Below are 26,020 nucleotides of genomic sequence, written 5' to 3'. Positions count from 1 at the left end.
CGGACGGGTTCGGCGGGACCCCGCGCATACCCGAGATTCCGGGCATACTGGAATAGGCGGATCACGCAATGTGTTGTGTTGTGGCGTGGAAGACCGTACCGAGAGCGCCGGGGGCTCACGCGCACAATGGACTGCCGCGGCAGAGCGGATCGCGGAGGACCGGGCCGGTACCGAGCGGCTGATCGGCTCGTTGACGCGCCTGTGGGACGGGGTCGTCGAGGCGGCGAGTCTGACGGCCAACGACGACGAGCACGACCCCGAGGGCGCCACAGTCGCGTTCGAACGGGCCCACCTGCGCGACATGTTGAAGCAGGCACACGCCGACCTGGACGACCTCGATCGTGCCGCCCGGCGGATAGCCACCGGCGCCTACGGCAGCTGTGAGCGCTGCGGCGGGCCGATCTCCTCAGGACGGCTCACCGCCCGCCCGACGGCGAGGACCTGCATTGGCTGCGCCAACAAGGCCGGCAGATGACCGGCCGGGAGACCGTCAGCCGCGTGAACACCCCTGCGGGTCTCGCCGGGCCCCCTCACCCCGCCTCCACCGCTCGCTCCGCGACGCCCAGGGCCGCGGCCATGATGCTCAACTGCGGGTTCACTTCGGGGCAGCTGGGGAGCAGCGAGCCGTCGGCGAGCAGGACCCCGTGGACGCCGCGCAGGCGGCCTTCCCCGTCGGCGGGGCATCGGTGGGGGTCCGACCCCGCGGCCACCGTTCCGGTGGGATGGAAGGCCGAGAGGTGGAGCCGGCGTGCGCTCACCCCGTCCAGCAGTGCGGACAGCTCGGCCAGGGAACGGGCGCGCGGAGCGGTGGGGATGCCGGTCAGTACCTCCTGGGCGCCGGCTGCGAAGAGCAGTTCGCCCATGGCACGCACCGCGGTCATCAGACGCCCCGCATCGCGGGGATCGAGGTCGTAGCGGAGTACGGTGCGGTCCCGGCCCAGGACCCGGCCCGACGGGCGGTCCGCGATCATGGCGCCGAGGGTGGCCAGCCGGTCGGCGGCGTCCAGTTCGCGGCGCAGCTCGCGGCCCACGCCCGGGAGGACGAAGCTGCCCATGCCCGGTGGGGTGGCGGTCGCCTCGATGAGGATTCCGTCGCTGTGCAGCTCCTCGACGCCGACGCTCTGCAACACCCCCTCCCAGGCGGTCACCGGCTCGGCGAAGCGGCCCGCCACGCTGGTCGCCGGATGGACGCTGAGGTTTCGGCCGAGCCGGGGATGGGTGCCCAGCCCGGAGCGCCGCAGCAGCGGCGGCGACTGAAGGGCGCCTGCCGCGACCACCACCAGCGGGCTCAGAATCTCCAGGTCAGCACCGTCCGGGCGGTGGACGGACACCCCCGCCGCCCTCGGACCGCCGGGCCGGTCGGCATCCACCAGAATCCGCCGCACCCGGGCCCCGGTGACGATCCGGGCTCCGGCGGCGCAGGCGTCCGGCAGCACCGACAACTGCACGCTCTGCTTGGCGCCGTTGGGGCAGCCCACGACGCACTGACAGGAACCCCGGCAGCCAGGGGCGTTGCGGCGCAGCGGTGCGGCGCGCCAGCCGAGGCGTTCCGCCCCGGCGAGGGTGAGCAGACCGTTGTTGCCGAGGACGTCGAGGGGCTGGGTGGCCACGCCCAGGGTGCGTTCCGCCTCGTCGAGATGCGCCCCGAAGCCGTCGGCGAGGTCGAGTCCGAAGGCGGTGCGCCAGCGCTCCAGCACGTGGTCGGGGGTCCGGTAGCAGGTGCCGGAGTTGACGAGGGTGGTCCCGCCCACGGCCCGTCCGGTGGGCAGCAGCAGTGGTGGGCGGCCGGCCGCCACGGTGGCGCCGCCGTCGCGGTAGAGGTCCGCGAACCGTTCCAGGGGCGTGCGCCGTCCGAAGGATGCGGTGGTGTGGTGGTCGCCCTCTTCCAGGACGACGGTACGCAATCCGGCCCGGGCCAGGGCCCGCGCCGCCATGGCGCCTCCGGCGCCGGAGCCGATCACCACCGCGTCCGCGGTGCTGCGCGCGGGCCAGTGCCGCGCCGGTGTGCAGTCCAGCGGCGGATCGCGCGGCGGTGCGAAGGCGAGCGGGAGCGCTCCCCCGGCACCGGCACCGCGTCTCGCGCGGGCCCGGTCGTCGAGCATCCGCTCCGTGCCCGCGGCCAGCAGCACCGGAACCTTCAGCAGGTCCAGCAGCGAGGCCAGGCGCGGCCGGGCGGCGAGCGCAGTCATCAGCCGGTCGCGCTCCACCGGGTCGAGGGCGGCGAGCGGGCGTCCCGTGCGGGCCAGCGCATAGGCGTCGACGGCCCGTGCGGCGCCGCGCACCCCGGCGCGGGCCGGTGCGGGCATCGAGGCCAGGACGTCGTCGAGCCGGCGGGGCACCTTGGCCGGCCAGCGTTCGCTGCCGTCGTCGGCGAGGAGGGCGGCGACGAGTCCGGCGGCGCTCATCGCTCCCCCACCTCCGCGTGCGCGGTTCCTTCGAGGAGCCACTCCGCCTCCGGGCGCCAGCGCCCCCACCAGCGTTCCAGGCGGACGACGGCGTCGGCGGTCTCGCTGTTGTGGCAGCGGGCCGGACTGCCGTCGGGGTCCGCGTAGTCGAGCCGCAGGGTGCGTTCGGCGGGCAGGCTCACCTCGACCCGGATGCGGCGCAGCCCGGCGCGTCCTGTGACGCTCCAGTCCGGACGCCCGAGGGCGGCGCGGAAGCGGCCGAGTCCCGCCCAGCCGAGCGCGGCGCGCTCCGCCCGCCGGGGCCAGGTGCGGCCGCCACGGCGCAGCCGCAGGAAGACCAGCGGCGGCAGCCGTCGCAGTCCCGGTCGCATCGAGACGGCGGCGACGATCTCCAGTACGTCGCCCTCGCCGAGATCCGCGTGCAACCAGGCCCAGCGGAGCGCGTTGCCGTGCCCGTAGATGCGGGCGGAGGCGCCCGGCGCACCCTGAAGGGTCAGTTTCTCGCCGCCATAGGTGACCGTGCCGTCGTACGAGGCGCGGGCCGCCGGGAGCATCTGCGCGGCGGGCAGCCGGGGGCGGCGCCAGGACCAGCGGGGGAAGGTGAACAGCGGGCCGTCCTCGGGGCGTTCGGTCAGCTCCCAGCGAAAGTCACCGGCCGCACCTTCGAGATGCCCGGCACGCGCGACGATGCCGTCCGCACGGAAGCCGTCCGGGCCGCCGTGCCAGGGCTCGGGGCCGAAGCGCACGTGCCGCACCGCGTCCTGCGGGCCGTCCGGTTCCGCCCGGGGGAAGACGGCGGCCCAGCCGTGTACGAAGGGCGGTGAACCGTCGGTGGGCACGGTCAGCTCGTGGTGCAGCCACAGGCCGTGGCCGGTCGCCGGGTCGGTGACGGTGGTGTACCAGACCTCGGTGCGGCCGGGCTCTCCGCGCCAGCGCGGCGCCAGGTGCCGGCTGCCGTCCTCGCGGCGCGGAAAGCGGACGCTGCCCAGGAAGGGGGCCAGGCCGGTGGCCAGGGGGAAGCGCAACGTGCCGGTGCCGACCCGCTCTTCTCCGTCATGGAGCGCGTAGGGCAGCACCGTCATCGAGCGGACGGGGTGGCGCAGCGAGACGGATTTCCAGCCGTCCAGGGTCAGCCGGCGCCCTTGCACGGTGCAGGTCAGCCGGTAGCGGATACGGCGCCGGGCGAACGGCGAGATCTCCATCTCGCCCGTGACGTACGGGTCGTCGGCCCATCCGGCGATGCGCAGGCGCCCGCTCAGCCTGGCCTTGGTCGTCCCCAGCGGACGCAGTACGTCCTGCGCCGCCACCCGCAGATCGAGCCGGGCCGGCCGGGTCCCGTCCTCGCCGTCGATCCGGGCGCTGCCAAGCATGGTCTCGGTGAAGGTGGTGCCGCGGGCGCTGTCGCCGTCGCTCACGCGAGCTCCTCCAGCATGATCCGTTCGGTGGCGGTCAGATAGCTCTCGGCGGCGGTGCGCGCAGCTCCCGCGTCGCCCGCCGCCACCGCCTCGACCAGGGGCGCCAGCCGGGCGTGCGCGGCGTCCGGGTCGGTGAAGGGCCGTACCAGGGCGGAGCGGAACGGCAGATAGGCCTGGAAGAGGGTGTTGGTCAGCAGCACGTAGACGCGGTTGCCGGTGGCGCGGGCCAGTGCGCGGTGCACCTCGATGTCCGCGAGCTGTACGGCGTCGCCGCTCTCGGCCGTCCGTACGACCGCCAGCAGCTCGCGCAGCTCGGCGTGCTGCGCGGCCTGCGACCGTGCGGCGGCCCGCTCGGCGATCAACGCGCCGACACCGCGCCGCACTTCGAAGATCTCACCGATCCAGTCCGGGCTGTGCCGCACCAGCATCGGCAGCAGATCGGCACCGCCGAGGCGCAGGAAGTCGCGCACCCGGGTGCCCACGCCGTGCCGCGTCTCCAGCAGTCCGGCCTGGAGGAGACGGCCGTAGGCGTGCTTGAGGGTGGTGCGGTTGACGCCGTACCGCTCCGCCAGCCGGCGCTCGGTGGGCAGATAGCCGCCGGTGGGGTAGCGGCCGGTGAGGATCTCCTCCCGCAGCCGGTTCTCCAGGACGTCGACGACGGTCTCACGGGGCAGCGTCTCCACGATTTCCCTCCCGGGGCAGGCAGTTGCCCTTGCGCCACCCGGCGGGGCCAGGTGAGCCAGTGACTGAGTGGATGATCCACTGCACCATCACGGTGCACCCCCGTCAAGCCCTTTCACCGCAGCGGCTGTTGTCTTCGGCTACGTTCCGGCACATGGCCGACGCATCCTTCCGAGACCCACAACTGGCCGCGCTCTACGATCCGCTCGATCCCGATCGCCGCGACCTGGAGGCATACCTGCACCTCACAGAGGAGCTCGGCGCCCGTCACGTGCTGGACATCGGCTGCGGTACAGGTGTGCTGGCGCTCCTGCTGGCCGATCGCGGGATCGAGGTCGTCGGTGTGGATCCCGCCCTGGCTTCCCTCGACGTGGCCAAGGCCAAACCGGGCGGTGATCGGGTCCGCTGGATCTGCGGCGACGCGACGGCACTGCCCCCGCTCCGGGCCGACCTCGCCACCATGACGGCGAACGTCGCCCAGGCCATCGTCGATCCACAGGCTTGGCGGCAGACACTGGAGGGAGCCCGCGAGGCACTTCGTCCGGGCGGCCATCTGGCATTCGAGACCCGCGATCCGTCCCGGCGCGCCTGGGAGGAGTGGAACCGCGAGGCCTCCTACAGCGTGACGGAGGTCCCGGGTGCCGGCTCGGTGGAGAGCTGGGTCGACCTGATCGACGTCGACGGGCCGCTGGTGACATTCCGCTGGACCTATGTGTTCGCCGCCGATGGGCAGGTGCTGACGTCGGATTCGACTCTGCGGTTTCGTGACCGGCAGGAAGTCGAGGCGGACCTGCTCGCGCACGGGTATGTGGTGAAGGAGGTGCGCGACGCCCCCGACCGGCCAGGGAGGGAGTTCGTCTTCCTCGCCCTCCGGCCCGCGCCCTGAGCGAGAGGTGCCAACTGAGGGAGCCGCGGGGGCCGTTACGACTGACTCCCGAGCCCCATCCCTGACGAACAGGCACACCGTTCACCGCCTTCGCCGCGGTCTTCGGGGTGGTACGCCCCACCCGGCTGATCTTGCCCGCACTCCTCGGGAGCGGCCTTCTGCTGACCGCTTTCCTCACCTGACACACGCTCAGGAGCCCTTGTCCGCCGACCTGCCGCCCTCCCCATCGGCTCTCTGTCCGTCAGGCGTCGGGGTCGACGACACCCCGGTCGCCTCGGTCCCCTCAAGACCGGCTGCCTGTGGCCGAACCCTGCCCGCCGTGTTCAGGGCGCCTTGAAGAGAGCCGGGAAGCGAGGGGCGAGCCACGGCTTACGGCCCCGGACGAGTATGCGGCCCCGGGCGAGGGCGCCCCACTGGTTGCGGCGGCCGAGTGCCATCAGGAGGAAGGTGACCGGCTCGATGAGGATGGTGCAGTCCGGACGGGCCGGGGGCTGCGGGCCCACGGACACCGCACCGTTGGTCACCGTCACGCCGAATCGGGCGCCGCCCCACAAGCGGATCGCGTAGCGGGCGGAAAGCCCGGCTGTGCGGGCGGTGTCGGTCACCCGTGGCATGGCCGTGATCAGGAACGGCAGGGTCAGCTCGACCCGGGCGCGGTCGATCATGTGCGGACGCCCCAGTGCACGGGCGAGGTCGTATCCGTGACCGAGCATGTGCGTGAGCAGGTACGACCCCAGGACGTCCGGGTCCATCGGACCCAACGGGGTGGCGACGGTTCCTTCCGTCGCGCTCTCGTCCCTCGCCTTCAGATAGGCCTCCGCCTGGGCCACGATCATCGCGGCCAGCGGCTCGGCCCCGCGCTCGTCGAATGCGGCGAGCGCTCGCTCGTTGGCCGCGGCGAGGCTCTGCGGCGTGCCGTCCCCATGACTGCGTACGTGCCCTGCCGCGATCTCCGCCATCAGTTCGTTGGCCTGCGCCAGATGCGCTGCCGCCTCCCCGACGCTCCACTCCGACCCGGGTACCGGAAGCCCCGTGTCGGCGCCCCCGCGCAGCAGCGCGGCGATCTCCTCGGCGGTCTCGCGCAGGGCCGCACCGAGCCCCTCGGGCAGAGTGCCCCGTGCATCCTGCCCAGCCGCTGTTTCCACGCCGTTCTCCTCGTCGCTCCCGTGCCCGTGCCGGATGCGTACGCAAACGGGCCGCGAACGCGCTACGGATCACTCGGCGTACAGAAGACCAGGCAACGGAGCCTGCGACAAGGCCCTGAGCAGGGAGGACGGACGGTTCGAAGGGGGAACGTCCGGCGCGGGCCGCCGGGCGCACCGCCGTCCGGCGCTCGCTGCACCCGCGGGCCTTTCAGAAGGGCGGGCAGGATCCCGATATGAGCCAGGGGCGGCCTCTTGACCTGGTAAGGCGCAGGTCGCGAGACCGCCACTGGTCTCATCGCCACCCGATTCGGGCGATCCCCCGCGTCGCCCGAATCAGGCAGCTTGCCCGGGTTCCGCCTGAAGACGGACATCCGGAGTCATACAGAGTATGTTGGCCCTGAGCCAGTCAACGCAGGAGTTACAGGATGTCCCCCCGCAGCGCATCGGTCAATGAAGAATTGCGGCGGCGGTCCCGCGAACGGCTGCTCCAGGCGACGATCGAGCTGGTCGGAGAGCGCGGGTTCGAGGCCACGACGCTCGGAGACATCGCTCATCGGGCGGGGGCGGCGCGGGGGCTCGTCTCGTACTACTTCCCCGGTAAGCGTCAGCTGCTCCAGTCCGCCGTGCACCGACTGATGCACCTCACCTTGCAGGCCGCGCTGGAGCGCGAGCCTCCGCCGGCCGGACCGGACGCGGGGCGGGAGCTGATGGCGCGGGCCATCGACGCGATCCTGGGGCTTGCGCATGATCACCCGTTGCTGATGCGGACGCATATGGCGGGCATTCTGACGGCCGACGGATTCATCCAGTGCCCCGAGCAGCAGCGGCTGGCCCAGTTGCTGCGGGAGACGGTCGTGGCATACGGCTCGTCGGATCCCGATGCCGACTATCCGCTGTTGCGGGCGCTGCTGATGGGCGCGGTGGTGCCGATGCTGCTGCCGGGAGCGTCGATGCCGCGGGTGCGGCTGCGTGCCGAACTGTTCCAACGGTACGGACTGGCCTGGGAGTTCGGGGTCCCGCCGGGCGAGGAGCCGCCCGGCGGGACTGCCGACGCGAGGAGTGGTACGGGGGTGTCCGGTCAGCGGTAGTCGGGCTGGGTCTGGACGTTGAGCTCCCGCATCCGTACCGGCTCGGCGCTGTCCGTGCGACGGTCGTCGATCGCGAGGACGTCGAAGCCCTTGGCCATGTCGTTCGAGTAGATGTGGCCGTTGTAGTAGTACGCGGACCACGCGCCGCCGGTGACCAGTGCGTCCGTGGAGAGCGGGCCGCGCTCGAAGTAGCCGATCTCCTTCGGGTGCGCGGAGTCGGTGAAGTCCCAGATCGAGACGCCGCCCTGGTACCACGCCTGGACCATGATGTCGCGGTTCCTGGCCGGGATCAGCGAGCCGTTGTGGGCGACGCAGTTCTCGGTGTCGGCCTGGTGGCGCGGGATCTTGTAGTAGCTCATGAAGACCAGCTTGCGATGGGTGCCCTTGCCGACGATGTCGTAGATCCCGTCGGCGCCGCGGTTCGGTCCGGTCTTCTCGTTGCAGGTGGCCGCTCCACCGCCGCCCAGTTCATCGGTGAACACCACCTTGTTTCCGCGCTCGTTGAAGGTCGCGGAGTGCCAGAAGGCGAAGTTGACGTTGTCCTGGACGCGGTCGATGACCTTGGGTGCGGCCGGGTTCGAGAGGTCCATCAGGACGCCGTCGCCCATGCAGGCGCCCGCGGCCAGCTTCAGCTTCGGGAAGGTGGTGATGTCGTGGCAGCCGGTGGTCTGCGAGACGCCCGGGTTGGTGGAGCCGCCGGGGTTGCCGCCGTCCGGGAAAAGAACGGGGAAGTCGACGACGGCGGCCTTTTCGGGCGCGGAGCGCGGCACCTTGATGACGGAGATGCCGTCGTGCGGCGGTTGGCAGTCGGGGAAGGCCGCGCTGGGCGAGTAGGACGAAACGTAGACATAGACGTTCCGGCGCTCGGGAAGCAGCGTGTGGGTGTGGGAACCACAGGCGGTCTCGACGGCGGCGACGTACTGGGGGTTCTTCTTGTCGCTGATGTCGAAGATCTTCATGCCCTCCCAGGAGGACTTCTCCGTCGCGGGCTGTGCGGCGCTGCTACAGGAGTTGTCGCTGCGCGAGGAGTCCGTGGACAGGAAGAGCAGGTTCCCGGAGACCGAGACATCGTTCTGTGAGCCGGGGCAGAGCACCTGGCTCACGGTCCTGGGCGCCTTGGGCCGGGAGATGTCGTAGATCACGAAGCCGTCGTAGTTGCCGGCGAAGGCGTACTTCCCCTGGAAGGCCAGGTCGGAGTTGGTGCCCTGGAGGGCCTGCTTCGGGATGTTCGCCAGATGGCGGACGTTGGCGCTGTGGACGACCTCGTCCACGCCGGGTATGTCGCCGTTCTTGATCGCGGCCCGGGTGTCCGCCTCCTGGCCGCGGCTCACCTCCCGGGCCCCTGAGGGGTGGTCGCCGGGGTCGGGAGTTGCGGCCGCCGGTCCGGCCACGAGGAGGGAAGCGGCGAGCCCGAAGGCCGCGGCCACCACCCTGAGGGGTCTGCGCCGCACGCGGGGTGTGTGCAACGACGTCACGAGGACCTCCTGAAGTCCGTTCCGATGTGAACGGTTCTTGGCCCCGGTAGTATCGCGCTGCTCATGTACATATCAATAGAAGGCAATGAAGAGGTAACGCCCGAGTGAGGCGGACGAGGCCGGGCGCGCCCCGGCGGAGGGTCCGACGGACAGGAGTGCGCGCGTTGAAGCGTCCCAGGAGAGCGATCATCCTCGCCGCGGCCGGCTGCGGGCTGGCCATCTCTCTTGCCCTGAGCGGCTGTTCGTCCGACGACGGCGCCGGAGCGAACCGTGCCGCCGCACCGAACGTGGTGGCACCGGGCAAGCCGGGTGAACCCGCGAAGACCCTCACCGTCGACGAGGCCAGGAAGGCGCGCGGTGACGACTCCCCCAACTCCGCCGACTTCGGCTACGTCCAGATGATGATCCCGCACCACCGGCAGGCGCTGGTGATGACGGGCCTGGCCAAGCGGTATGCCCATACCGAGCAGGTCGGGCGGGTGGCGGAGCGGATAGCCGCGGCCCAGGGGCCCGAAATCGGCGCCATGGAGGGCTGGTTGAGCGGCTTCGGCGGGCCGCGCGCGGAGGGCGGGCACCACCATCACGGAGAGATGCCCGGAATGGCGACCGCCGCTCAGCTCGCCCAGTTGCGGGCGGCGCGCGGCGAGAAGTTCGACGCGCTCTTCCTGAAGTTGATGATCGCGCACCACCGGGGTGCGGTCTCCATGGCCACGGATCTGCTCTCCGAGGGCAGGAACACGCTCGCGGAGGAGATGGCGAACGATGTCATCGCGCAGCAGAGCGCCGAGATCGGGCGGATGCAGCGGATGCAGCCGGACGCCGGGGAGACGCCCTGACGTTGCCGGTCAGCGCTTGTTGTGACGTGGCGTCAGCAGCCCTTCGTCACGGGCGCCGGCGATCAGCCGCAAGGCCCTTCGGCGGTTACGGCCGGTGGCCAGCATGACGGCCAGCACCGGATCGCACCCTTCCCGCTGGGCCTGGCGGTACGCGTCCGCGGCGACCCTGCGGCGCGCACCGGCCCGCGACCGGGCGAGGACGGCGGAGCGGGCGCGCTCGGACGCCTTGGCCGAGGCGGGCGGCGGCTCGCTCGACGTCGGTGACGTGGCAGGCGTGGAGGCCGTGGCGGGAGCGGACGACGCGGGCGAGGCGGCCAGAGCCGGGGACGGTTCGGCGGAGGGCTCGGCTGCCGGTTCGGCCGGCGCCTCGGCGGACGGCTCGGCAGGGTGGCCGGTAGCCCTGTGCGTTGGCGTCCCGTGGACTGCGCTGTCGCCCCGCGCGACACCCGTCGGGCCCGTCGGGCCCGTCGGGCCCGTCGGCCCCTCGCCTGGCGCGGCCGCACCCTGAGGCGCGGGCGCCACACCCTCCCCTGCCGCCGCTCCCGCTCCGGCACCCCTCGGTTCCGGTCGCGGCTCGCGTCCTGGCGCCGTCCCGGCCATCGGCCGTGGTGTCGACGATGTCGGCCCGTTCGGCGAGTTCGGCCGCGGGCCGGTCGCCGGCTCGGGTGCCGCGCCTCTCGCCGGCTCCGTCGGCGGCCCGGCCGGCGGCCTTCCGCCGCGCTCAGGCGAGGTGGCCGCCGGACCGGTCTGCCGGGGTGCGGGCCGTGTCCTGCGCGGCCGCCCGGTGGCCGCCCGGAAGGCGTCGTCCAGGGGGCCTTCGATCCAGCGGGCCAGGTCGGTGAGGCCGGTGAGCGTCAGCGGCGGGTCGGCCCGCACGTCCTCGACGGTGATGCGGTCGTCGGAGACCGTCACCAGGACATCGACCCGGGCGCCGTCGGCGAAGGTCAGCCGGGCGCTGCACCAGGGGCCCAGCGGATCGAGCCGGGGCAGTGGGCATCCGGGGCCGCGGGGTCCGGCCGGATCGTCGGGGGCGGCAGGGTCGGGGGCGAGAGCGGGCGCGGCGGAGCCGTGCGCCTGGAGCTCCCACGTGGGCCACTCCAATGGCGCGCCCTTGGCTTCATATCGGTGATTAACGGTATAAAAGTCACTTTCCGACACATTGAAAACCTAGCCCCCCGCTCACCCGGCCCAGTAGCGCGGCACGCTCATCCCACCGGGAGCAACCCCGATAGCGCATCTCCCGTCGCGCGCCTGCCGGTGCGATCCTGGGGGTATCCCGCGGAAGGGGCCACTCGTGCTTCGTGTCGCAGTGATCGGTTCTGGACCCAGCGGCGTCTACACCGCCCAGTCCCTGATCGAGCAGCAGACCGTGCCGGACATCGAGGTGTACGTCCTCGACCGGCTGCCCTGCCCGTACGGCCTGGTGCGCTACGGCGTCGCCCCGGACCACGAGAAGATCAAATCGCTCCAGAACAATCTGCGCACGGTGCTGGAGCATCCCAAGGTGCGCTTCCTGGGGAACGTCGAGGTCGGGGCGCAAGGGCTGGGCGTCGAGGAGCTGCGGGAGATCTTCGACGCGGTGGTGTTCTGCGTGGGCGCCGCCACCGACCGGCATCTGGGCATCCCCGGTGAGGATCTGCCCGGCAGCCATCCGGCGACCGAGTTCGTCGCCTGGTACAGCGCACATCCGGATGCGGCCGCGGTCCGTTTCACCCTCGCGGCACGGTCCGCCGTGGTGATCGGCGTGGGGAATGTGGCGGTGGACGTGGCGCGGATGCTGTCCCGAGGTGCCGACGAGCTCGCCGTCACCGATATGCCTCAGGGACCGCTCGGCGCGCTCGCGGACAGCCGCGTCGAGGACGTCTGGATGGTCGGCAGACGCGGCCCCTCCCAGGCCAAGTTCACCACCAAGGAGCTACGGGAACTGGGCTCCCTTGCGGGTACGGAGGTGCTCGTACGGCCCGAGGAGCTGACGCTGGATCCGGCGTTCCGGGATCCGGGCGGGCTGCCCGCGGCGGGGCGGCGGAATGTCGAGGTACTGCGCGGCTGGGCGGAGCGGACGGCTGCCGCCCCGCCGGTCCCGGACGCGGGGGCCGAGGGGCCCGGGCGCCGGATTCATCTGCGGTTCTTCCTGCGACCGGTCGAGGTGCTCGGGGACGCCACCGGAGTGCGCGCGGTCCGGTTCGAGCGGACGGCACCCGACGGGCGTGGCGGGGTCACCGGGACCGGCGAATTCGAGGACATCGAGGGGCAGTTGGTGCTGCGTTCGGTCGGCTACCGGGGGACGCCGCAGCCCGGCCTGCCGTTCGACGAGACGTCCGGGACGGTGCCGCACCTGGCCGGGCGGGTGCTGCGGGACGGGACGCCGCTCCCCGGTGTGTACGTGGCGGGCTGGATCAAGCGAGGCCCCACGGGGGTGATCGGCACCAACCGGCCGTGCGCGAAGGAGACCGCGCTGTCGCTGCTGGCGGACGCCCCCACGCTCGCGGAGCGCGGCAGCGCCGGGGACCCGCTCGCCGCACTGATCCGGGCGGGGCAGCGGCCGGTGCCGTGGCCGGGCTGGCTGGCGATCGAGGCCGCCGAGGCGGAGTGGGGCCGCGGACTGGGCCGAGGCACGGTCAAACTGCCGGACTGGGCAGGACTGCTGGACGCGGCGCACTCGGTGGAGATGACCCGCTGAGCCGGGGGCGGGCGAGGGCGAACGGACCCTGGCCCGCCGGAGCGGCCCGGCTCTGCTACTCCGCCCCGAGGCGGCCGGCCTGGAGATCGGCCGCCCGCAGGACACCGTCGATCAGGCCGGGGAAGAGCTCTTCCAGATCGGCCCGGCGCAGCCCGTTCATCTTGGCCGTGCCCCGGTAGAGCTGCTGGATGACGCCGTGCTCACGCAGCACCCTGAAGTGGTGGGTACAGGTCGACTTGCTGACCGGGAGCTCGATGTCCGCGCAGTTCAGCTCGCCCTCGGCGGCCGCCAGTGCGCACACGATCCGCAGCCGCACCGGGTCGGCGAGGGCATGCAGCACATCGGCCAGCCGGATGTCCTCACGGGCCGGGTGCTCCAGCGACCGGGAGCCCGACGGAGCGTGCGGGGAGGTCGTTTCGGTCGGCATGAGGGCTCCTGACTGGTTCTGCGGGGCTCGGTGGGGCCTGGCGCGCCGCGCCCGCCCGCTCATTGTACGAGAAGCTTCGTAGTTTGACATCCACCGTAGTACGACGCCTATCGTATGAGTGCGGGGCCGGCCGGCACCCGTTCGCCTTCAGGTACAGGAGCCTGCCGTGAGCGCACTGTTCGAGCCCATCACCCTTCGCTCGCTGACCGTCCCGAACCGCCTCTGGATGGCACCCATGTGCCAGTACTCCGCGGCTCCCGAGGGCCCGGCAGAGGGGGTGCCCGGTGACTGGCACTTCCAGCACCTGGCCGCGCGAGCGGCGGGCGGCACCGGCCTCATCCTCACGGAGGCCACCGCGGTGAGCCCCGAGGGACGCATCAGCCCGTACGACCTCGGCCTGTGGAACGACACCCAGACCGAGGCCTTCCGGCGCATCACCGGCTTCCTCAAGGAGCAGGGCACCGTCCCTGGAATCCAGATCGCCCACGCCGGCCGGAAGGCTTCCACCGAGCGCACCTGGGTGGACCGTGGCGCGCCGCTCCTGCCGGGGCAGCGGTACGGCTGGGAGCCGGTCGGGCCGAGCCCGGTGCCGTTCGGCGAGGGGTTCGTGGCCCCCGCGGAGCTGACCGTGGCGCAGATCGGCGAGATCGTCGCGCAGTTCCGCGCGACGGCCCGGCGGGCGCTGGCGGCCGGCTTCGAGGTCGCCGAGATCCACGGTGCGCACGGCTACTTGATCAACCAGTTCCTCTCCCCCTTCACCAACCGGCGCACCGACGAGTACGGCGGCTCGTACGAGAACCGGACGCGGTTCGCGCTGGAGGTCGTGGACGCCGTACGGGAGATCTGGCCCGACGAACTGCCGGTCTTCTTCCGGATCTCGGCGACCGACTGGCTCACCGAGGACGAGAGCGACGCGCGCGAGGGCTGGACGGCCGACGACACCGTTCGCTTCGCGCGCGAGCTGCGGGAGCACGGGATCGACCTGCTGGACACCTCCACGGGGGGCAATGCGCCGGACGCGAAGATCACCACGGGGCCCGGCTACCAGGTGCCGTTCGCGGAGCGGGTCAAGAAGGAGAGCGGTCTCGCGGTGGGCGCGGTCGGTCTGATCACCGAGGCCCGGCAGGCCGAGAAGATCATCGCGGACGGTCAGGCCGACGCCGTACTGCTCGGCCGTGAACTCCTGCGCTCCCCCAGCTTCGCGCAGCACGCGGCCCGGGAGCTGGGCGCGCGGATCGCCGTGCCGCAGCCGTACCACCGGGCCGTCTGAGCCCGTCCGAGGCTGCCCGCAAGGGCGTGCGGGGCCCGTGGCAGGAGCGGGGCCGCACCGTCCGACCTGCGCGGACACGTTCCGGGACGCCGTTGTCAGTGGCCGGGTGCAAACTTGCCACTATCTGAGACAACGGCGTCCCGGAGGTGTTCCGGCATGACTGACGTACTACTCGCGGTGGGCACGCGCAAAGGGCTCTTCATCGGCCGTCGACGGCATGGTGACTGGGACGTGAGCGGTCCGCATTTCCCCGCGCAGGCGGTGTACTCCCTCGCGATCGACACCCGCCGTGCCACGCCCCGGCTGCTGGCCGGGGCCGACAGTGCCCATTGGGGCCCGTCGGTGTTCCACTCCGACGACCTGGGCGAAACCTGGCACGAGCCCTCCCGTGCCGCGGTCAAGTACCCGAAGTACACCGGGACTTCACTGGAACGGGTCTGGCAGCTGCATCCGGCCGGTCCCGCCGCCCCCGATGTGGTCTACGCGGGCACCGAACCCGGCGGCCTGTTCCGCTCCGAGGACGGCGGTGAGACCTTCGAGCTCGTACGGGCGCTGTGGGACCACCCGAGCCGGGAGCAGTGGGTGCCGGGCGGCGGCGGGCTGGCCGTCCATACGGTGATCACGGATCCGCGGGATGCCGACGCGGTCACCGTCGCCGTCTCCGCGGCAGGGGTCTTCCGCACCCTCGACGGGGGCGCCGGCTGGGCCCCGTCGAACAAGGGCGTGAAGGCGGTCTTCCTGCCGGACCAGCATCCCGAGTTCGGCCAGTGCGTCCACAAGATCGCGCAGGACCCGGTGCACCGCGACCGGCTGTATCTCCAGAACCACTGGGGCGTCTACCGCAGCGACGACGCGGGCGCCGAGTGGACGGACATCGGCGGCGGGCTGCCTTCCGACTTCGGCTTCGCCGTGGCCGCCCATCCGCGCACGGGAGATGTCGCCTACCTCTTCCCGATCACCGCCGATATCGACCGGGTGCCGGCCGGGCGCCGCTGCCGGGTCTTCCGCACGACCGACGCCGGCCGGAGCTGGCAGGCCCTGAGCGACGGACTGCCGGACGAGGACCATTACGGCACGGTGCTCAGGGACGCGCTGTCGGTCGATGACGCCGATCCCGCGGGGGTGTATTTCGGCAATCGCAACGGCGAGGTGTACGCCAGCGCGGACGACGGCGACAGCTGGCAGCAGCTCGCCTCCCATCTGCCGGATGTGCTGTGCGTACGGGCCGCGGTGGCCTGAGGGAGGCGGAGGAGCAAGGGACGCGAGGCGGCGCGATGGCTCGCATATCGGATAACGGCACCTTACGGGGCGTCAGTTGGGATGGATCACCGTGCCGGCCGGACGAGGCTCGGGCCATCGGTTGAAGGGGAGCGGGCCGCGGCCAGTAGGGTGATCCCGTGGCTGCACGACCTCTCCAAGACATTGTCGAACCAGGCTGGGCCAAGGCACTTGAGCCCGTTGCCGGACAGATCTCCGCGATGGGCGAGTTCCTGCGGGCGGAGATCGCCGCGGGACGCACCTATCTGCCGGCCGGCAGCAATGTGCTGCGCGCCTTCCAACAGCCCTTCGACGAGGTGCGGGTGCTCATCGTCGGACAGGACCCCTACCCCACACCGGGGCATGCGGTCGGGCTGAGCTTCTCCGTGGCGCCGGATGTGCGTCCGCTGCCCGGCAGCCTGGAGAACATCTTCCGCGAGCTGCACTCCGACCTCGGACTGCCCCGCCCGTCGAACGGCGATCTGACCCCGTGGACGCACCAGGGCGTGCTGCTGCTGAACAGAGCGCTCACGACGGCGCCCCGCAAGCCCGCCGCGCACCGCGGCAAGGGCTGGGAGGAGGTCACCGAGCAGGCCATCCGCGCGCTGGTGGCGCGCGGGCGCCCGCTGGTGTCGGTGCTGTGGGGGCGCGATGCGCGCAATCTGCGGCCGCTGCTCGGCGATCTGCCGGCCGTCGAGTCCGCGCACCCCTCCCCCATGTCCGCCGACCGGGGATTCTTCGGCTCGCGGCCCTTCAGCCGGGTGAACGACCTCTTGGTGCGACAGGGCGCACAGCCCGTCGACTGGAGGCTGCCCTGACACCGGGCGATAGTGTGCCTGGCATGACGAATGCGAACATCCCTGCGGGCTGGTATGCCGACCCGCAGGGCACCCCCCACCAACTTCGCTGGTGGGACGGGTCCCAGTGGACGGAGCACACCCACCCGGGACAACAGGCCGCAGCGCCGGGCCAAGGCCGGGCGCCGCAGCCCGGGGCTCAGCAGGCCCCGCATCAGCAGGCTCCTCAGCAGCAGGCCGGTCAGCAGCCTCCGCAGCAGCAGACGCTCCAGAAGCCCGCGCCGCAGCAGCCGATGCCCCAGCAGTCCGCGCCGCAGCAGCAGGCCCCGGGCCAGGCGCCGGGCCAGGCCCCGTATCCGGGCCAGCAGCAGGGCGGCGCTCCGTACGGTCAGCAAGGGTACGGCTATCCCCAGCAGGCGCCCGGCCAGCAGGCGCCGGGCCAGCCCGTGCAGCAGCCGTACGGACAGCAGCCGATGCAGCAGCCGGGTGCGCACCCGGGCGCCGTGCAGCAGCAGGTGCAGCACCAGGCGGGGGTGGCACCCGGCGGACCGGGCGGCGGCACGCTGTTCACCGAACCGGTGCTGGTGGTCAACCAGAAGGCCAAGCTCATCGAGGTCACCAACGAGTACGGCGTCTTCGACCAGCACGGCAACACGATCGGCGCGGTCGTCCAGGTCGGCCAGAGCACGGCCAAGAAGGTGCTCCGCGTCGTCTCCAGCCTCGATCAGTACATGACCCACAAGCTGGAGATCCGGGACGCTCACGGCCAGCCGCAGCTGATCCTGACCCGGCCCGCGAAGATCATCAAGTCCAAGGTGATCGTGCAGCGTCCGGACGGCTCACCGGTCGGCGAGATCGTGCAGCAGAACGCCATCGGGAAGATCAACTTCGCGATGATGGTCAACGGCCAGCAGATCGGCGCCATCAAGGCCGAGAACTGGCGCGCCTGGAACTTCGCCATCGTGGACCACGCCGAGACCGAGGTCGCCCGGATCACCAAGACCTGGGAAGGCCTGGCCAAGACGATGTTCACGAGCGCGGACAACTACGTCCTCCAGATCCACCACCAGCTGCCCGACCCGCTGCTGAGCCTGGTCGTCGCCACGGCCCTGACCGTCGACACCGCCCTCAAGCAGGACGCCCGCGGCTTTGGCTGAGCCCGCCGGCCACAGCCCGGACGCCCTCGGGTCCGGCCGTTTTCTCGGGGTTCTCGGAGTCGACTCGGGCGGGTCGGGGCTGCGGATCGCCGTCGCACGCGCCGACGACGCCGAGGCCCGGCCGCTGGCCGGCCGCACCTCGCCCGAGCCGGTGCGCACCGGCCCCGCCGGGATCGACGCGGACCACATGCTGTCCCAACTCCTGCCCATGGCGGAGGAGTTGCGGCGCGAAGCGGGAGCGCACGGGTTTGCGGCGGTGTGCGTGGGCGCGGCCGGTATGGCGACGCTGGGCGACGATCTGCGCGCCCGGCTGCCGGCCGCACTGGCCGCCGCGTTCGGGGTGCACCACCTCGCCCTCGCGGCGGACGCCGTGACCGCGTACGCCGGTGCGCTGGGCCAGCGGCCCGGTGCCGTGGTGGCCGCGGGCACCGGCATGATCGCCCTGGGCACGGACCTGACCACGGAGGGCGGTTGGCGCCGCGCGGACGGCTGGGGTCATCTGCTGGGCGACTGCGGTGGCGGCGCGTGGATCGGCCGGGCCGGGCTGGAGGCCGCGATGCGGGCGTACGACGGCCGGCCGGGCGGTTCGGCCGCCCTGCTGGCGCGGGCGGAAGCGACGTTCGGGCCGGTCGCCGGGCTTCCCGGCGCGCTCTACCCGCGCCCCGACCGGCCCGCCGTACTGGCCTCGTTCGCCCCGGAGGTCGCCCGCTGCGCCGCCGAGGACGACCCGGCGGCCCTCGGCATCGTGCAAGCCGCCGCGGGCCATATCGCCGATGCCGCCGCCGCGGTCTGCCCGCCGGGGACCGGCACCGCGGTGGCCTGCACCGGCGGGCTGTTCGGGCTGGGCGAACCCCTGCTGGCCCCGCTGCGTACGGCGCTGGCCGAGCGGCTGCCCGACGCCCGCCCGGCAGCGGCCGCGGGCAGCCCGCTCGACGGGGCGCTGACCATCGCCGCGGCACTGGCCGGCGACCGCCTGGCACTGCCCGCCGACGCGCAGTTGTTGCAGATCACACGGCCTGCGCCAGGGTAATTGGCGTGACGCGCGGGATAAATCGGGACGGATACCTCAGCACCGAACCCTCCCTCCGCGCGGGGGTGGTCCGAACCGTTAGCATGCGGCGCCATGAGTTCCCCCACTGGGCCCGCACCTGGCTCGCCCGATTTTGACGCCGCATCCCCGAGCCCGGGAGCCGCACCCGGCCTGCCTGTACGAATGCCGCGACGGCAGACCGGCCGCCACCGCAAGCCGGAGCCGCTCGCCGCACCCGAGGGCGCACCCGCCCTGGTGCTGGCCGTACCCGGCACCCCCTCCGCCGCCTCGCGCAGCCTGGCGGAAGAGGTCTCCAGCATCGCCCGCTCGGAGCTCCCCGGCCTCGACGCCCGGATCGGCTACGTCGACGGCGGCGACGACGAGTTCCCGTCCCTGGAGGCCGTGCTGGCGCAGGCCGCCGCGGAGCACAAGGCCCGGGTGGGCGCCGACGGGCAGCCCGACCCCGGCCCCGCCGCTGTGGTGGTGCCGCTGCTGGCCGGACCGGACAGCGCGCTGCTGCGCCGGATACGCCAGGCCATGATGAACAGCGGCTCCGGCGCCGAGCTGACCGATGTCCTCGGCCCGCACCCGCTGCTCGCGGAGGCGCTGCACGTCCGGCTCTCCGAGGCCGGTCTGGCCCGCGCGGACCGCGCCCGGCTGTTCACCGTCGCGACGGCAGCGGACGGCATCATCCTCGCCACCGTGGGCGGCGAGGAGGCCGTGCAGGCCGCCGGGATCACCGGCATGCTGCTCTCCGCGCGGCTCGCGGTGCCGGTGCTGGCCGCCGCCCTGGACGAGGAGGGCGCCATCTCCCGTACGGCCGAGCAGCTGCGCGGGTCGGGTTCGCAGCAGCTGGCGCTGGCCCCGTACCTGATCGGCCCGGAGATCACCGACGGCCTTCTGGGGGCGGCCGCGGCGGAGGCGGGCTGCGCATCGGCCGAGGCGCTGGGCGCCTACGGCACGGTGGGCCGGCTGGCGCTGTCGAACTACGCGGCGGCGGTGGGCATCACCCTCCCGACGCAGACGCAGGGGGCGCCGGTCCGCTAGGGGTCTCCCCGGGCCGGACGCATCTCCCCGAAGGGCCGTCTTCGCGCAGTGCGCGGGGGCGGCCCTTCGCCGTGTCCGGGTGCGGTGTCCCGGCTCGGCGTCCGGCGCGTCCAGGCGGAGGCGATACGTCCGATTCCGCTCCGAGCGGCGCAGATGCGCCTGAGGTGACCCAGGAGCCCGGCGGTCGCGGTGCTGGCGGATGCGTGGGTGTACGTCCGCGAGAGGCCCTTACAGGTGGCTTTCCGTACCCCTTGAGCGCCGACTGATGAGTCGGAGGACCCGGCGGCGTCCCCCACCCTGTAAAGGCCATTCACCTGCCGCTCGCCGTTCGTGGCGCGGCCGGGCCGCCCACGGAAGGAAGTTCATGTCGAACGTCGGCCTTGTCCGCGCCGCCTTCGCGGCCTGTCTCGCCCAGGACCGCGCGGCCATGGAACGGCTGCTCGCCGAGGATTTCGTCTTCACCAGCCCCCAGGACGACCACATCGGCAAGGCCGCTTTCCTGGAGATCTGCTTCCCCACGGCGGACCGCTTGCGGTCGCAGGAGATTCTCGACGCCGTGGCCCTCGACGGCGAGCAGGTCTTCGTCCGGTACGAGTACGAGCTGACGACGGGCGAGCGGCACCGCAACGTCGAGGTGATGAGCGTGCGGGACGGCCGGCTCGCCGAGACGCAGGTGTACTTCGGCGGGCGCTTTCCGCAGGGGTGAGGCGGCCCGGGGGCAGCTCAGACGAAGACCACACAGGAGGCGGCCGGTGCCTCGACGGATCCGCCCCGGGCCGGGACGCCGGTCGCCGGGTCGACGGTGAACCAGGTGACGTCGCCGGAGCGCTCGTTGGCGGCGTAGAGGTGCCGGCCGTCGGGATGCAGTGCCAGATCGCGGGGCCAATGGCCGCCGCAGGGGACGGTGGTGACGAGGGTTGCGGTGCCGCCGTGAAGGGACAGGACGGAGAGGCTGTCGTGGCCCCGGTTGGCGGCCCAGGCGAACCGCCCGTCGCGGGAGACGACCAGTTCGGAGGGGAAGGTGTCCGCCGCATCCGCCCTGGCCTCGTCCGGGAGCAGGCGGGTCTCCCCCAAGGAGGTCAGCGCACCGAGCCCGGGGTCCCAGCGGCAGACCGTGACCGTCGGATCGAGCTCGTTGAGGACATAGGCGCGGTCGCCGTCGGGATGGAAGGCGAGATGGCGCGGGCCGCTGCCGGGCCGCAGCCGGGTCTCGGTGTGTACGGTCAGCGCCCCCTCGGTGTCCAGGGCGCAGCTGCGGACCGAGTCGGTGCCCAGGTCGACGCTGAGCAGCCAGCGGCCGCTGGGGTCGGGCAGCACGGCGTGGGCGTGCGGGCCCTCCTGGCGGTCGGACCGCGGGCCGCTGCCCCGGTGGGCGAGCACGGTGGCGGGTCCGGCGAGCGTGCCGTCGGCCCGTACGGGGAGCGTACTGAGGCTGCCGGAGCTGTAGTTGGCGGTGACGAGACGGCTGCCGGCCAGGGTGAGGTGGGTGGGGTCGGCGCCGTCCACGGGGACGGCGGGTGCCAGTAGTTCCGGTCCCCTGCGGGTCAGGGCGAAGGCGGCTGCGGCGCCGTCCGGGGTCTCGCTGACCGCGTAGAGGTACCGGCCGTCTGGGCTCGGGGCCAGGTAGGAGGGGTTGGGGACGGCGTCGGTGGAGTGCAGCGGGGTGAGTGCGCCGGTGTCCGGGTGGACAGCCGCCGTGGTGATGCCGAGGCCGCCGGCCGCGGTGAACGATCCGATGTATGCCCGTCGGCCGTGGTCGCTCGTCCCCACTGGTCCGCCCTTCGTCCGCCCGCCCGTTGAGGTGCCCCGGGCGACGCTAACAGCCAGGGGCGGGGCGTTGCGGGCGTTGGCCGGTTCCTGCTCACGGGCGCGCGCCCGTGGGCCCGGGTGCCCGTGATCGCGGCTACGCCGGAGGGCGCTCCGGGCGCAGCGAAGCGGGCGTGGAGAGCTGCGTCCGGAGGCGCCGGGGGTCAGGCGTCGACCAGCGGGGAGCGCCGGGTACTGCGCAGTGGCGCCGCGAGTTCGGCGAGCGCCCGCTCCAGGCCGTGGAGATGGACCAGTGCGGGTTCCGCCGCGGGAGGGTGCGACTCGGCGACGGTGGCGGCTGCCGCGTCGCGTGCGCCGCGCGGTGTGGTGAGAGCCTCGACGGCTGCCTCCACCCGCTGGCAGGCGGCGGTGAGCCGGGCGTCGTGGGATGCCTCCGGGTCGGCGGCGATGGAGGCCAGCCCGCGGACCTCACGGGCGCAGTCGTCGAGCAGCGCGAGCACCTGACGCGCCCGCGCCTTGCGGGCCCGCAGCGGGCTCAGCGGGTGCACGAGCGGGGAGAGCGACAGCCGCACCCTGCCCAGCAGGAGCTCCAGGTCGGCGACGTGGGGGGCGGGGTCCGCGGTCGCGGAGCCCGCGAGGCGGGCGGCCGCCTCGGCGGTGCAGTGGTGCACACAGCGCAGGGCCCGCTGGATCCAGGCGTCGGTGGTGGCGTGGGTCGTGACGGGCAGCACCAGGAGCACCGCCAGCGCCGCGCCGAGCGCGCCCACACCGGTCTCCGCGAGACGCAGCGTGAGCAGGTCGGCGTCCAGCACTCCCAGGAGCCCGTACAGCAGCGTGGCCATCAAGGTCACCGCGAGCATCATCCAGGTGTACGAGACGGCGGCCGTGTAGAAGATGCCGAAAACGCTGGCCGCGACCAGCGCCACGGTGGGGACGACGGCACCGTGCAGCGGGACGGCGACGAGCAGCCCGAGGGCGATGCCGACGACCGTGCCGAGGGTCCGGCGGAAGCCGCGGACCAGCGTCTCGCCGCGCGACGCGGTGTTCACAAAGATCCACCAAGTGGCGCCCACGGCCCAGTACCAGCGCTGTTCGGAGAGCAACTGGCCCAGGATGAGGGCGAAGGCGCTGCCGGCGGTGGCCTGGATCGCCTGGCGGGTGGTCGTCCGGGCGAGTCCCCGGCCGCCCGGCGGAGCGGGCAGCACGACCGGGGGCAGCCGGCGCTCGTAGCACCACACCCCGAAGCGGACGGTCGAGGAGGCGAGCAACGAGAGGGCGACCGCGGTATACAGCTGGGGCAGCTGGTCCGGCACCGTGTGCAGGAACTGCGCGGCGAAGAAGGTCATGAACGCAAACACCCCCAGGGCGTGCCCGCGCGGCCCCCAGCGGCGGGCGTAGACCCCCGCACCCACCACGGCGGCGAAGGCCACGCCCCGTGCCACCGGGTGATCGTGGAGCGCCGCCGCGGCGGCGAGCACCGGGAAGCCGACCGCGGGCAGCAGGCCCGTGGTGACCATCTGTTTGCCGACCGTTGCGTCGGTGACCGTGAAGAGGGCGAGCAGCGCGGCGAGCCCGCCGGTGATGGCCGCGACGAGCGAGTGCTCGGCGTAGCCGCACACGGTGACCGCCAGGCCGATGCCGAGGACGGACCGGGCGGCGCTGCGCAGCCGCAGCCACCCCGGATCCGGAGCCACGAACATCCTCTTCAGCACAGCTTCCGCCCCTTCGGCTTTCCCGCATGAAAAAGGCGCCGCGGGATCCGCAGCGCCATCGACGGGCCCATCACAGCATCATTGCGGCAGGTTGCTCAACCTAGGTCGTGGGGACTGTGCCATTGGTACAGCCAGGTCCGCCCCCGATGTGCCAGAAGGAGGCCAATGGGCGAGAGCGGGGGCCGGGGCAAGATCTCCGGTCCCGGACCGCTCTCGGGGGCACGGCCGGTGCGGGGAGCAGCCGGCCGCGCCCCGGCAGTCGGCAGGGGGAGCGGCCGACGGGAGAGGAGATCCGGCGGGGGCACGCCGGATTCCCGTGCGCGGCGGCTTCAGCTCGCGACGCCCACCGGGGGTGTGCCGGCACGGGTGGCGGGGGCGGGGTCGGCCTCTTCGGCGGCGCAGGTCCACAGGCGGGCCAGGGCTTCTCCTTTGAGCTGGTGGCCCTCCTGCCAGAGGCGGCAGGCTGCGGTCAGGACGGCGTGCCGGTCGGCCTCCGGGGTGGTGGGGCGGGCGGGCAGGAGGGGGACGGCGGCCGAGGCGCCCAGGCGGACGGCGCGGTGACGGCGGGCGAAGACGGTGAGGGTCTGCCGGGGGCCCGCTTCGACGAGGAGCATGTCGTCGGCCGCCAGCAGCTGGTCGAGCGCGGGCTGGAAGAGCACCGGGTCGGTGATCTGACGGGCCCAGAAGCGGGGGCTCACCGCGTCGTCGGGCCCCAGCAGGTCGCCGGTGTAGCCGGAGTAGAGCGGCAGGGCGGGGATACGGAAGGGGATACCGGTGCAGGCGCGTTCCACCGCGGCCGCTGCCGGGGCCATGGCCGGGCTGTGGAAGGGGCTGGTGGCGGGCACCGTGACGACGGTGTGCCCGTCGGCGCGCAGTGCGGCGGCGGTTTCCGCCAGCGGAGCGGTCGAACCGGCCAGCATGGTCTGGCTGGTGGCGTTGACCGCGGCGACGACGACATCGGCGCGCAGGTACGGACGCAGGGTGTCGGCGCCGGCGGCCACGGCGAGCATGCCGCCCGCGGGAATCCGCACCGCCGCGACGACCCGCTCGCGCATCATCGCGACCGCGTGGCTGAGCGGGACCACTCCGGCGAGGACCGCGGCGACCAGTTCACCGGCGCTGTGGCCGAGGAAGGCGGCCGGGCGGATGCCCCAGCTGAGCACCATGCACCCCAGGCCGTAGTCGACCGCGAAGAGCAGGGGCTGGGCGCGGCGGACGTCGTCGATGGCGAGGGACGGGGTGTCGGTGAGCCAGTCGGCGCGGATGGCGGGCCCCTCCGGGCCCAGCAGTTCCAGTACGGCATCGACGGCGGCGGTGAAGACCGGCTCCCGGCCGTAGAGTCCGGCGGCCATCGCGGTGTGCTGGGACCCCTGGCCGGGGAAGAGCAGCGCGACCGGGCGGGGGCGGGGCGCGTACCCGGCGCGGGCCGCGGCGACCGCCGCGGGGGCGCGCTCGGCGGTGGTGACGGCCCCGGCGCGGACGGGGCCGGGGGCCTGGCCGCAGGGCATCGTGGTGGGCAGGGCGGGGAACGCCTCGGGGAACAATCCGTCGAGCAGGGGCGCCAGTTCGCGCCGTACGCGCTGTTCCTCCGCCGCGTTGCCACCGGACCAGAGCAGCAGACGGGGCGCCGCGGGGTCGGTGAGCCGGCGGCTGTGCCGGGAGGGGCGCAGGATCGGCTCGTCCGCCGGTCCCGCACAGCCCTCGAAGTCCAGCACCCCCAGCACACTGTCGTCGGCGGCGACCGCTTCGGCCGCCCGCCGGAGGGTCTGGACGGTGACGGCCCGGCCCAGGGGCTCCTGGAAGCCCGCAACCAACGCCAGGTCGGCGGTCTTGGCCTGGAGTTCGTGGTGGGCCAGGTGCAGGGCGTGCGCGGGTGAGGGGGCGGTACGCACCGGGATGCCCTCGTGGGTGGCGGGAAGTCCGGTGAGCGCGGCGGTGGATCCGATGAAGACGACGGTACGGGGCGGCAGTTCACGGGTCCGGCCGCCGAAGGCGTGCAGCACGGCGGTGACGGCGGTGGGCGGGAGGGCGCGGCCGGCGGATGCGTCGAGGACGGTGTCGAGGAACGTGCCGGTGGCGGCACCGGGTGCCGCGTCGGTGCCGAGGGCCGGGCCGGGTGCCGCGTCGGTGCCGGTGGCTGCATCGGGCGCCGCATCGGTGCCGGTGGCCGCGCCGGGTGCCGCGGTGCCGAGGGCCGGGCCGGTGCCCGCTTCGTCCGCGGCGACCGGGGTGTCCGTGTCGCCCGGGAGCGGTGGTGCCTTGGGGGTGATCTCCAGCCTTCTGGTCACCGCGGTCTGGTTGGCGAGAGACATGGGTGCCCTCCTTCCGGGCGGGTGCACATGCGGGGTGTGGCAAGTGGTGCGCGGCGGGCGGATGCCGGGCGGGGGCGGTCTGCCGGGCGGGGCAGGGGCGTGGGCGGTGCGGGGTCGGGCGTGGTGCGGGGCGAGGCGTGGTGCGGAGGGCGGCGGTGGGGGGACGGCGGTGGCGGCCGTGGGCCGGCGGGCGGCAAACGTGACGGGAAGAGGGGCCTGCGTGGCGGGAGCCGGCGGTGGTGCGGGCCCCGCCACCAGGCAGCCTCACTCCTCCTGGAGCGGCGCCGAAGGCGGCCCGTCCGGCCGGGGGAACCGGGATGGCCGCCTTCGACGCCTGATCATGCGGCCGACGTGCTGCCGGCGTTGATGAGGTCGAGCAGGGCGCGCGGGGTCTCGGCGTCGACGACCGCGTCGTCCGGGATCTCCACGCCGTACTCACGCTGGATCTCGCCGATCACCTGGAGCAGCGCGAGCGAGTCGTAGCCGAGCTCGATGAAGGGCGTGTCGATGACGTCGCCGTCCAGGTCGACGCCCTCCTCCTCGCCCGCGCTCTCGCGCAGCATCCGGGTGAGGTCGGTGAGGGTGACGTGGGTGGTGGTGACGTGGGTGGTGGTGGTGGGCATGGCGTGTCCT

23 protein-coding genes are annotated in these 26,020 nt (G+C 73.1%); 12 read left to right on the top strand and 11 right to left on the bottom strand.

The window, feature by feature from the left end:
* Nucleotides 1-85 precede the first annotated feature (85 nt).
* Nucleotides 86-475: a TraR/DksA family transcriptional regulator gene (locus IF67_RS0111735; protein ID WP_051817919.1), complete on the top strand. Its 390-nt coding sequence runs from the start codon at nucleotides 86-88 to the stop codon at nucleotides 473-475.
* A 55-nt stretch (nucleotides 476-530) separates the two neighbouring features.
* On the opposite strand, the gene IF67_RS0111730 is transcribed toward IF67_RS0111735, so the two are convergent.
* The 3 genes from IF67_RS0111730 to IF67_RS0111720 are packed head-to-tail and all read right to left on the bottom strand — an operon-like array spanning nucleotide 531 to nucleotide 4,503.
* Nucleotides 531-2,405 carry a GMC family oxidoreductase N-terminal domain-containing protein gene (locus tag IF67_RS0111730; protein ID WP_030984799.1) on the bottom strand — a complete coding sequence of 625 codons (1,875 nt, stop codon included), beginning with the start codon at nucleotides 2,403-2,405 and terminating at the stop codon, nucleotides 531-533.
* The gene (locus IF67_RS0111725; RefSeq protein ID WP_030984798.1) at nucleotides 2,402-3,820 is read right to left on the bottom strand and encodes a hypothetical protein; all 1,419 of its coding nucleotides are present in this window, start codon (nucleotides 3,818-3,820) and stop codon (nucleotides 2,402-2,404) included. The genes IF67_RS0111730 and IF67_RS0111725 overlap by 4 nt, the downstream gene beginning before the upstream one ends.
* Nucleotides 3,817-4,503 carry a FadR/GntR family transcriptional regulator gene (locus IF67_RS0111720; protein WP_030984797.1) on the bottom strand — a complete coding sequence of 229 codons (687 nt, stop codon included), beginning with the start codon at nucleotides 4,501-4,503 and terminating at the stop codon, nucleotides 3,817-3,819. The genes IF67_RS0111725 and IF67_RS0111720 overlap by 4 nt, the downstream gene beginning before the upstream one ends.
* A 152-nt stretch (nucleotides 4,504-4,655) precedes the next feature.
* Between IF67_RS0111720 and IF67_RS0111715 the strand changes: the two genes are divergently transcribed.
* On the top strand, nucleotides 4,656-5,387 hold the full coding sequence (locus tag IF67_RS0111715) for a class I SAM-dependent methyltransferase (RefSeq protein WP_030984796.1): 732 nt from the start codon (nucleotides 4,656-4,658) through the stop codon (nucleotides 5,385-5,387).
* Nucleotides 5,388-5,710: 323 nt separating this feature from the next.
* Here IF67_RS0111715 and IF67_RS0111710 read toward each other — a convergent pair whose 3' ends face one another.
* Nucleotides 5,711-6,532, bottom strand: coding sequence for a maleylpyruvate isomerase family mycothiol-dependent enzyme (locus IF67_RS0111710; RefSeq protein ID WP_030984795.1), 822 nt, complete (start codon nucleotides 6,530-6,532; stop codon nucleotides 5,711-5,713).
* 425 nt (nucleotides 6,533-6,957) lie between these two features.
* Here IF67_RS0111710 and IF67_RS0111705 point away from each other — a divergent pair, with 425 nt between their 5' ends.
* A complete protein-coding gene (locus IF67_RS0111705) occupies nucleotides 6,958-7,620 on the top strand; it encodes a TetR/AcrR family transcriptional regulator (RefSeq protein WP_037839208.1) in 663 nt (220 codons plus the stop codon).
* Here the strand turns inward: IF67_RS0111705 and IF67_RS0111700 are convergent.
* Complete coding sequence (locus IF67_RS0111700; protein WP_030984791.1) at nucleotides 7,611-9,095, bottom strand: LVIVD repeat-containing protein; 1,485 nt, start codon at nucleotides 9,093-9,095, stop codon at nucleotides 7,611-7,613. The two genes, IF67_RS0111705 and IF67_RS0111700, sit on opposite strands and share 10 nt — an antisense overlap.
* Before the next feature lie 164 nt (nucleotides 9,096-9,259).
* Here IF67_RS0111700 and IF67_RS0111695 point away from each other — a divergent pair, with 164 nt between their 5' ends.
* Nucleotides 9,260-9,931: a DUF305 domain-containing protein gene (locus IF67_RS0111695; RefSeq protein ID WP_107050205.1), complete on the top strand. Its 672-nt coding sequence runs from the start codon at nucleotides 9,260-9,262 to the stop codon at nucleotides 9,929-9,931.
* Between the two features lie 9 nt (nucleotides 9,932-9,940).
* On the opposite strand, the gene IF67_RS0111690 is transcribed toward IF67_RS0111695, so the two are convergent.
* Entirely contained in the window at nucleotides 9,941-11,032 is a 1,092-nt protein-coding gene (locus tag IF67_RS0111690) for a DUF6214 family protein (protein ID WP_030984789.1), read from the bottom strand.
* 193 nt (nucleotides 11,033-11,225) lie between these two features.
* On the opposite strand from IF67_RS0111690, the gene IF67_RS0111685 reads away from it, so the two are divergent.
* A complete protein-coding gene (locus tag IF67_RS0111685; protein WP_037839206.1) occupies nucleotides 11,226-12,611 on the top strand; it encodes an FAD-dependent oxidoreductase in 1,386 nt (461 codons plus the stop codon).
* A gap of 55 nt (nucleotides 12,612-12,666) precedes the next feature.
* Here IF67_RS0111685 and IF67_RS0111680 read toward each other — a convergent pair whose 3' ends face one another.
* Nucleotides 12,667-13,038, bottom strand: coding sequence for an ArsR/SmtB family transcription factor (locus IF67_RS0111680; protein ID WP_030984787.1), 372 nt, complete (start codon nucleotides 13,036-13,038; stop codon nucleotides 12,667-12,669).
* A gap of 166 nt (nucleotides 13,039-13,204) precedes the next feature.
* Here IF67_RS0111680 and IF67_RS0111675 point away from each other — a divergent pair, with 166 nt between their 5' ends.
* From IF67_RS0111675 to IF67_RS0111645, 7 genes are all read left to right on the top strand, one after another.
* Nucleotides 13,205-14,308, top strand: coding sequence for an NADH:flavin oxidoreductase/NADH oxidase (locus IF67_RS0111675; RefSeq protein ID WP_030984786.1), 1,104 nt, complete (start codon nucleotides 13,205-13,207; stop codon nucleotides 14,306-14,308).
* A gap of 156 nt (nucleotides 14,309-14,464) precedes the next feature.
* Entirely contained in the window at nucleotides 14,465-15,547 is a 1,083-nt protein-coding gene (locus tag IF67_RS0111670) for a WD40/YVTN/BNR-like repeat-containing protein (RefSeq protein ID WP_030984785.1), read from the top strand.
* Between the two features lie 158 nt (nucleotides 15,548-15,705).
* A complete protein-coding gene (locus IF67_RS0111665) occupies nucleotides 15,706-16,383 on the top strand; it encodes a uracil-DNA glycosylase (protein ID WP_030984784.1) in 678 nt (225 codons plus the stop codon).
* A gap of 23 nt (nucleotides 16,384-16,406) precedes the next feature.
* Complete coding sequence (locus IF67_RS0111660) at nucleotides 16,407-17,519, top strand: phospholipid scramblase-related protein (protein WP_030984783.1); 1,113 nt, start codon at nucleotides 16,407-16,409, stop codon at nucleotides 17,517-17,519.
* Nucleotides 17,512-18,549: an N-acetylglucosamine kinase gene (locus IF67_RS0111655; RefSeq protein ID WP_030984782.1), complete on the top strand. Its 1,038-nt coding sequence runs from the start codon at nucleotides 17,512-17,514 to the stop codon at nucleotides 18,547-18,549. Before IF67_RS0111660 ends, IF67_RS0111655 begins: the two co-directional genes overlap by 8 nt.
* A gap of 93 nt (nucleotides 18,550-18,642) precedes the next feature.
* The gene (locus tag IF67_RS0111650) at nucleotides 18,643-19,596 is read left to right on the top strand and encodes a sirohydrochlorin chelatase (protein WP_420708637.1); all 954 of its coding nucleotides are present in this window, start codon (nucleotides 18,643-18,645) and stop codon (nucleotides 19,594-19,596) included.
* A 364-nt stretch (nucleotides 19,597-19,960) separates the two neighbouring features.
* The gene (locus IF67_RS0111645; RefSeq protein WP_030984780.1) at nucleotides 19,961-20,302 is read left to right on the top strand and encodes a nuclear transport factor 2 family protein; all 342 of its coding nucleotides are present in this window, start codon (nucleotides 19,961-19,963) and stop codon (nucleotides 20,300-20,302) included.
* Nucleotides 20,303-20,319: 17 nt separating this feature from the next.
* On the opposite strand, the gene IF67_RS0111640 is transcribed toward IF67_RS0111645, so the two are convergent.
* From IF67_RS0111640 to IF67_RS0111625, 4 genes are all read right to left on the bottom strand, one after another.
* Nucleotides 20,320-21,366 carry a lactonase family protein gene (locus tag IF67_RS0111640; RefSeq protein ID WP_030984779.1) on the bottom strand — a complete coding sequence of 349 codons (1,047 nt, stop codon included), beginning with the start codon at nucleotides 21,364-21,366 and terminating at the stop codon, nucleotides 20,320-20,322.
* Between the two features lie 200 nt (nucleotides 21,367-21,566).
* Nucleotides 21,567-23,075, bottom strand: coding sequence for an FUSC family protein (locus IF67_RS0111635; protein ID WP_030984778.1), 1,509 nt, complete (start codon nucleotides 23,073-23,075; stop codon nucleotides 21,567-21,569).
* Between the two features lie 329 nt (nucleotides 23,076-23,404).
* Nucleotides 23,405-25,387, bottom strand: coding sequence for an acyltransferase domain-containing protein (locus IF67_RS44805; RefSeq protein WP_063754333.1), 1,983 nt, complete (start codon nucleotides 25,385-25,387; stop codon nucleotides 23,405-23,407).
* Nucleotides 25,388-25,725: 338 nt separating this feature from the next.
* Nucleotides 25,726-26,010 (bottom strand): acyl carrier protein, encoded by a 285-nt coding sequence (locus IF67_RS0111625; RefSeq protein WP_030984776.1) that lies wholly within the window; start codon nucleotides 26,008-26,010, stop codon nucleotides 25,726-25,728.
* Nucleotides 26,011-26,020 lie beyond the last annotated feature (10 nt).

It is taken from the genome of Streptomyces sp. NRRL S-1813, from assembly GCF_000719605.1.
GTDB lineage: Bacteria > Actinomycetota > Actinomycetes > Streptomycetales > Streptomycetaceae > Streptomyces > Streptomyces decoyicus.
This window is presented reverse-complemented; position numbering and strand designations above follow the sequence as displayed.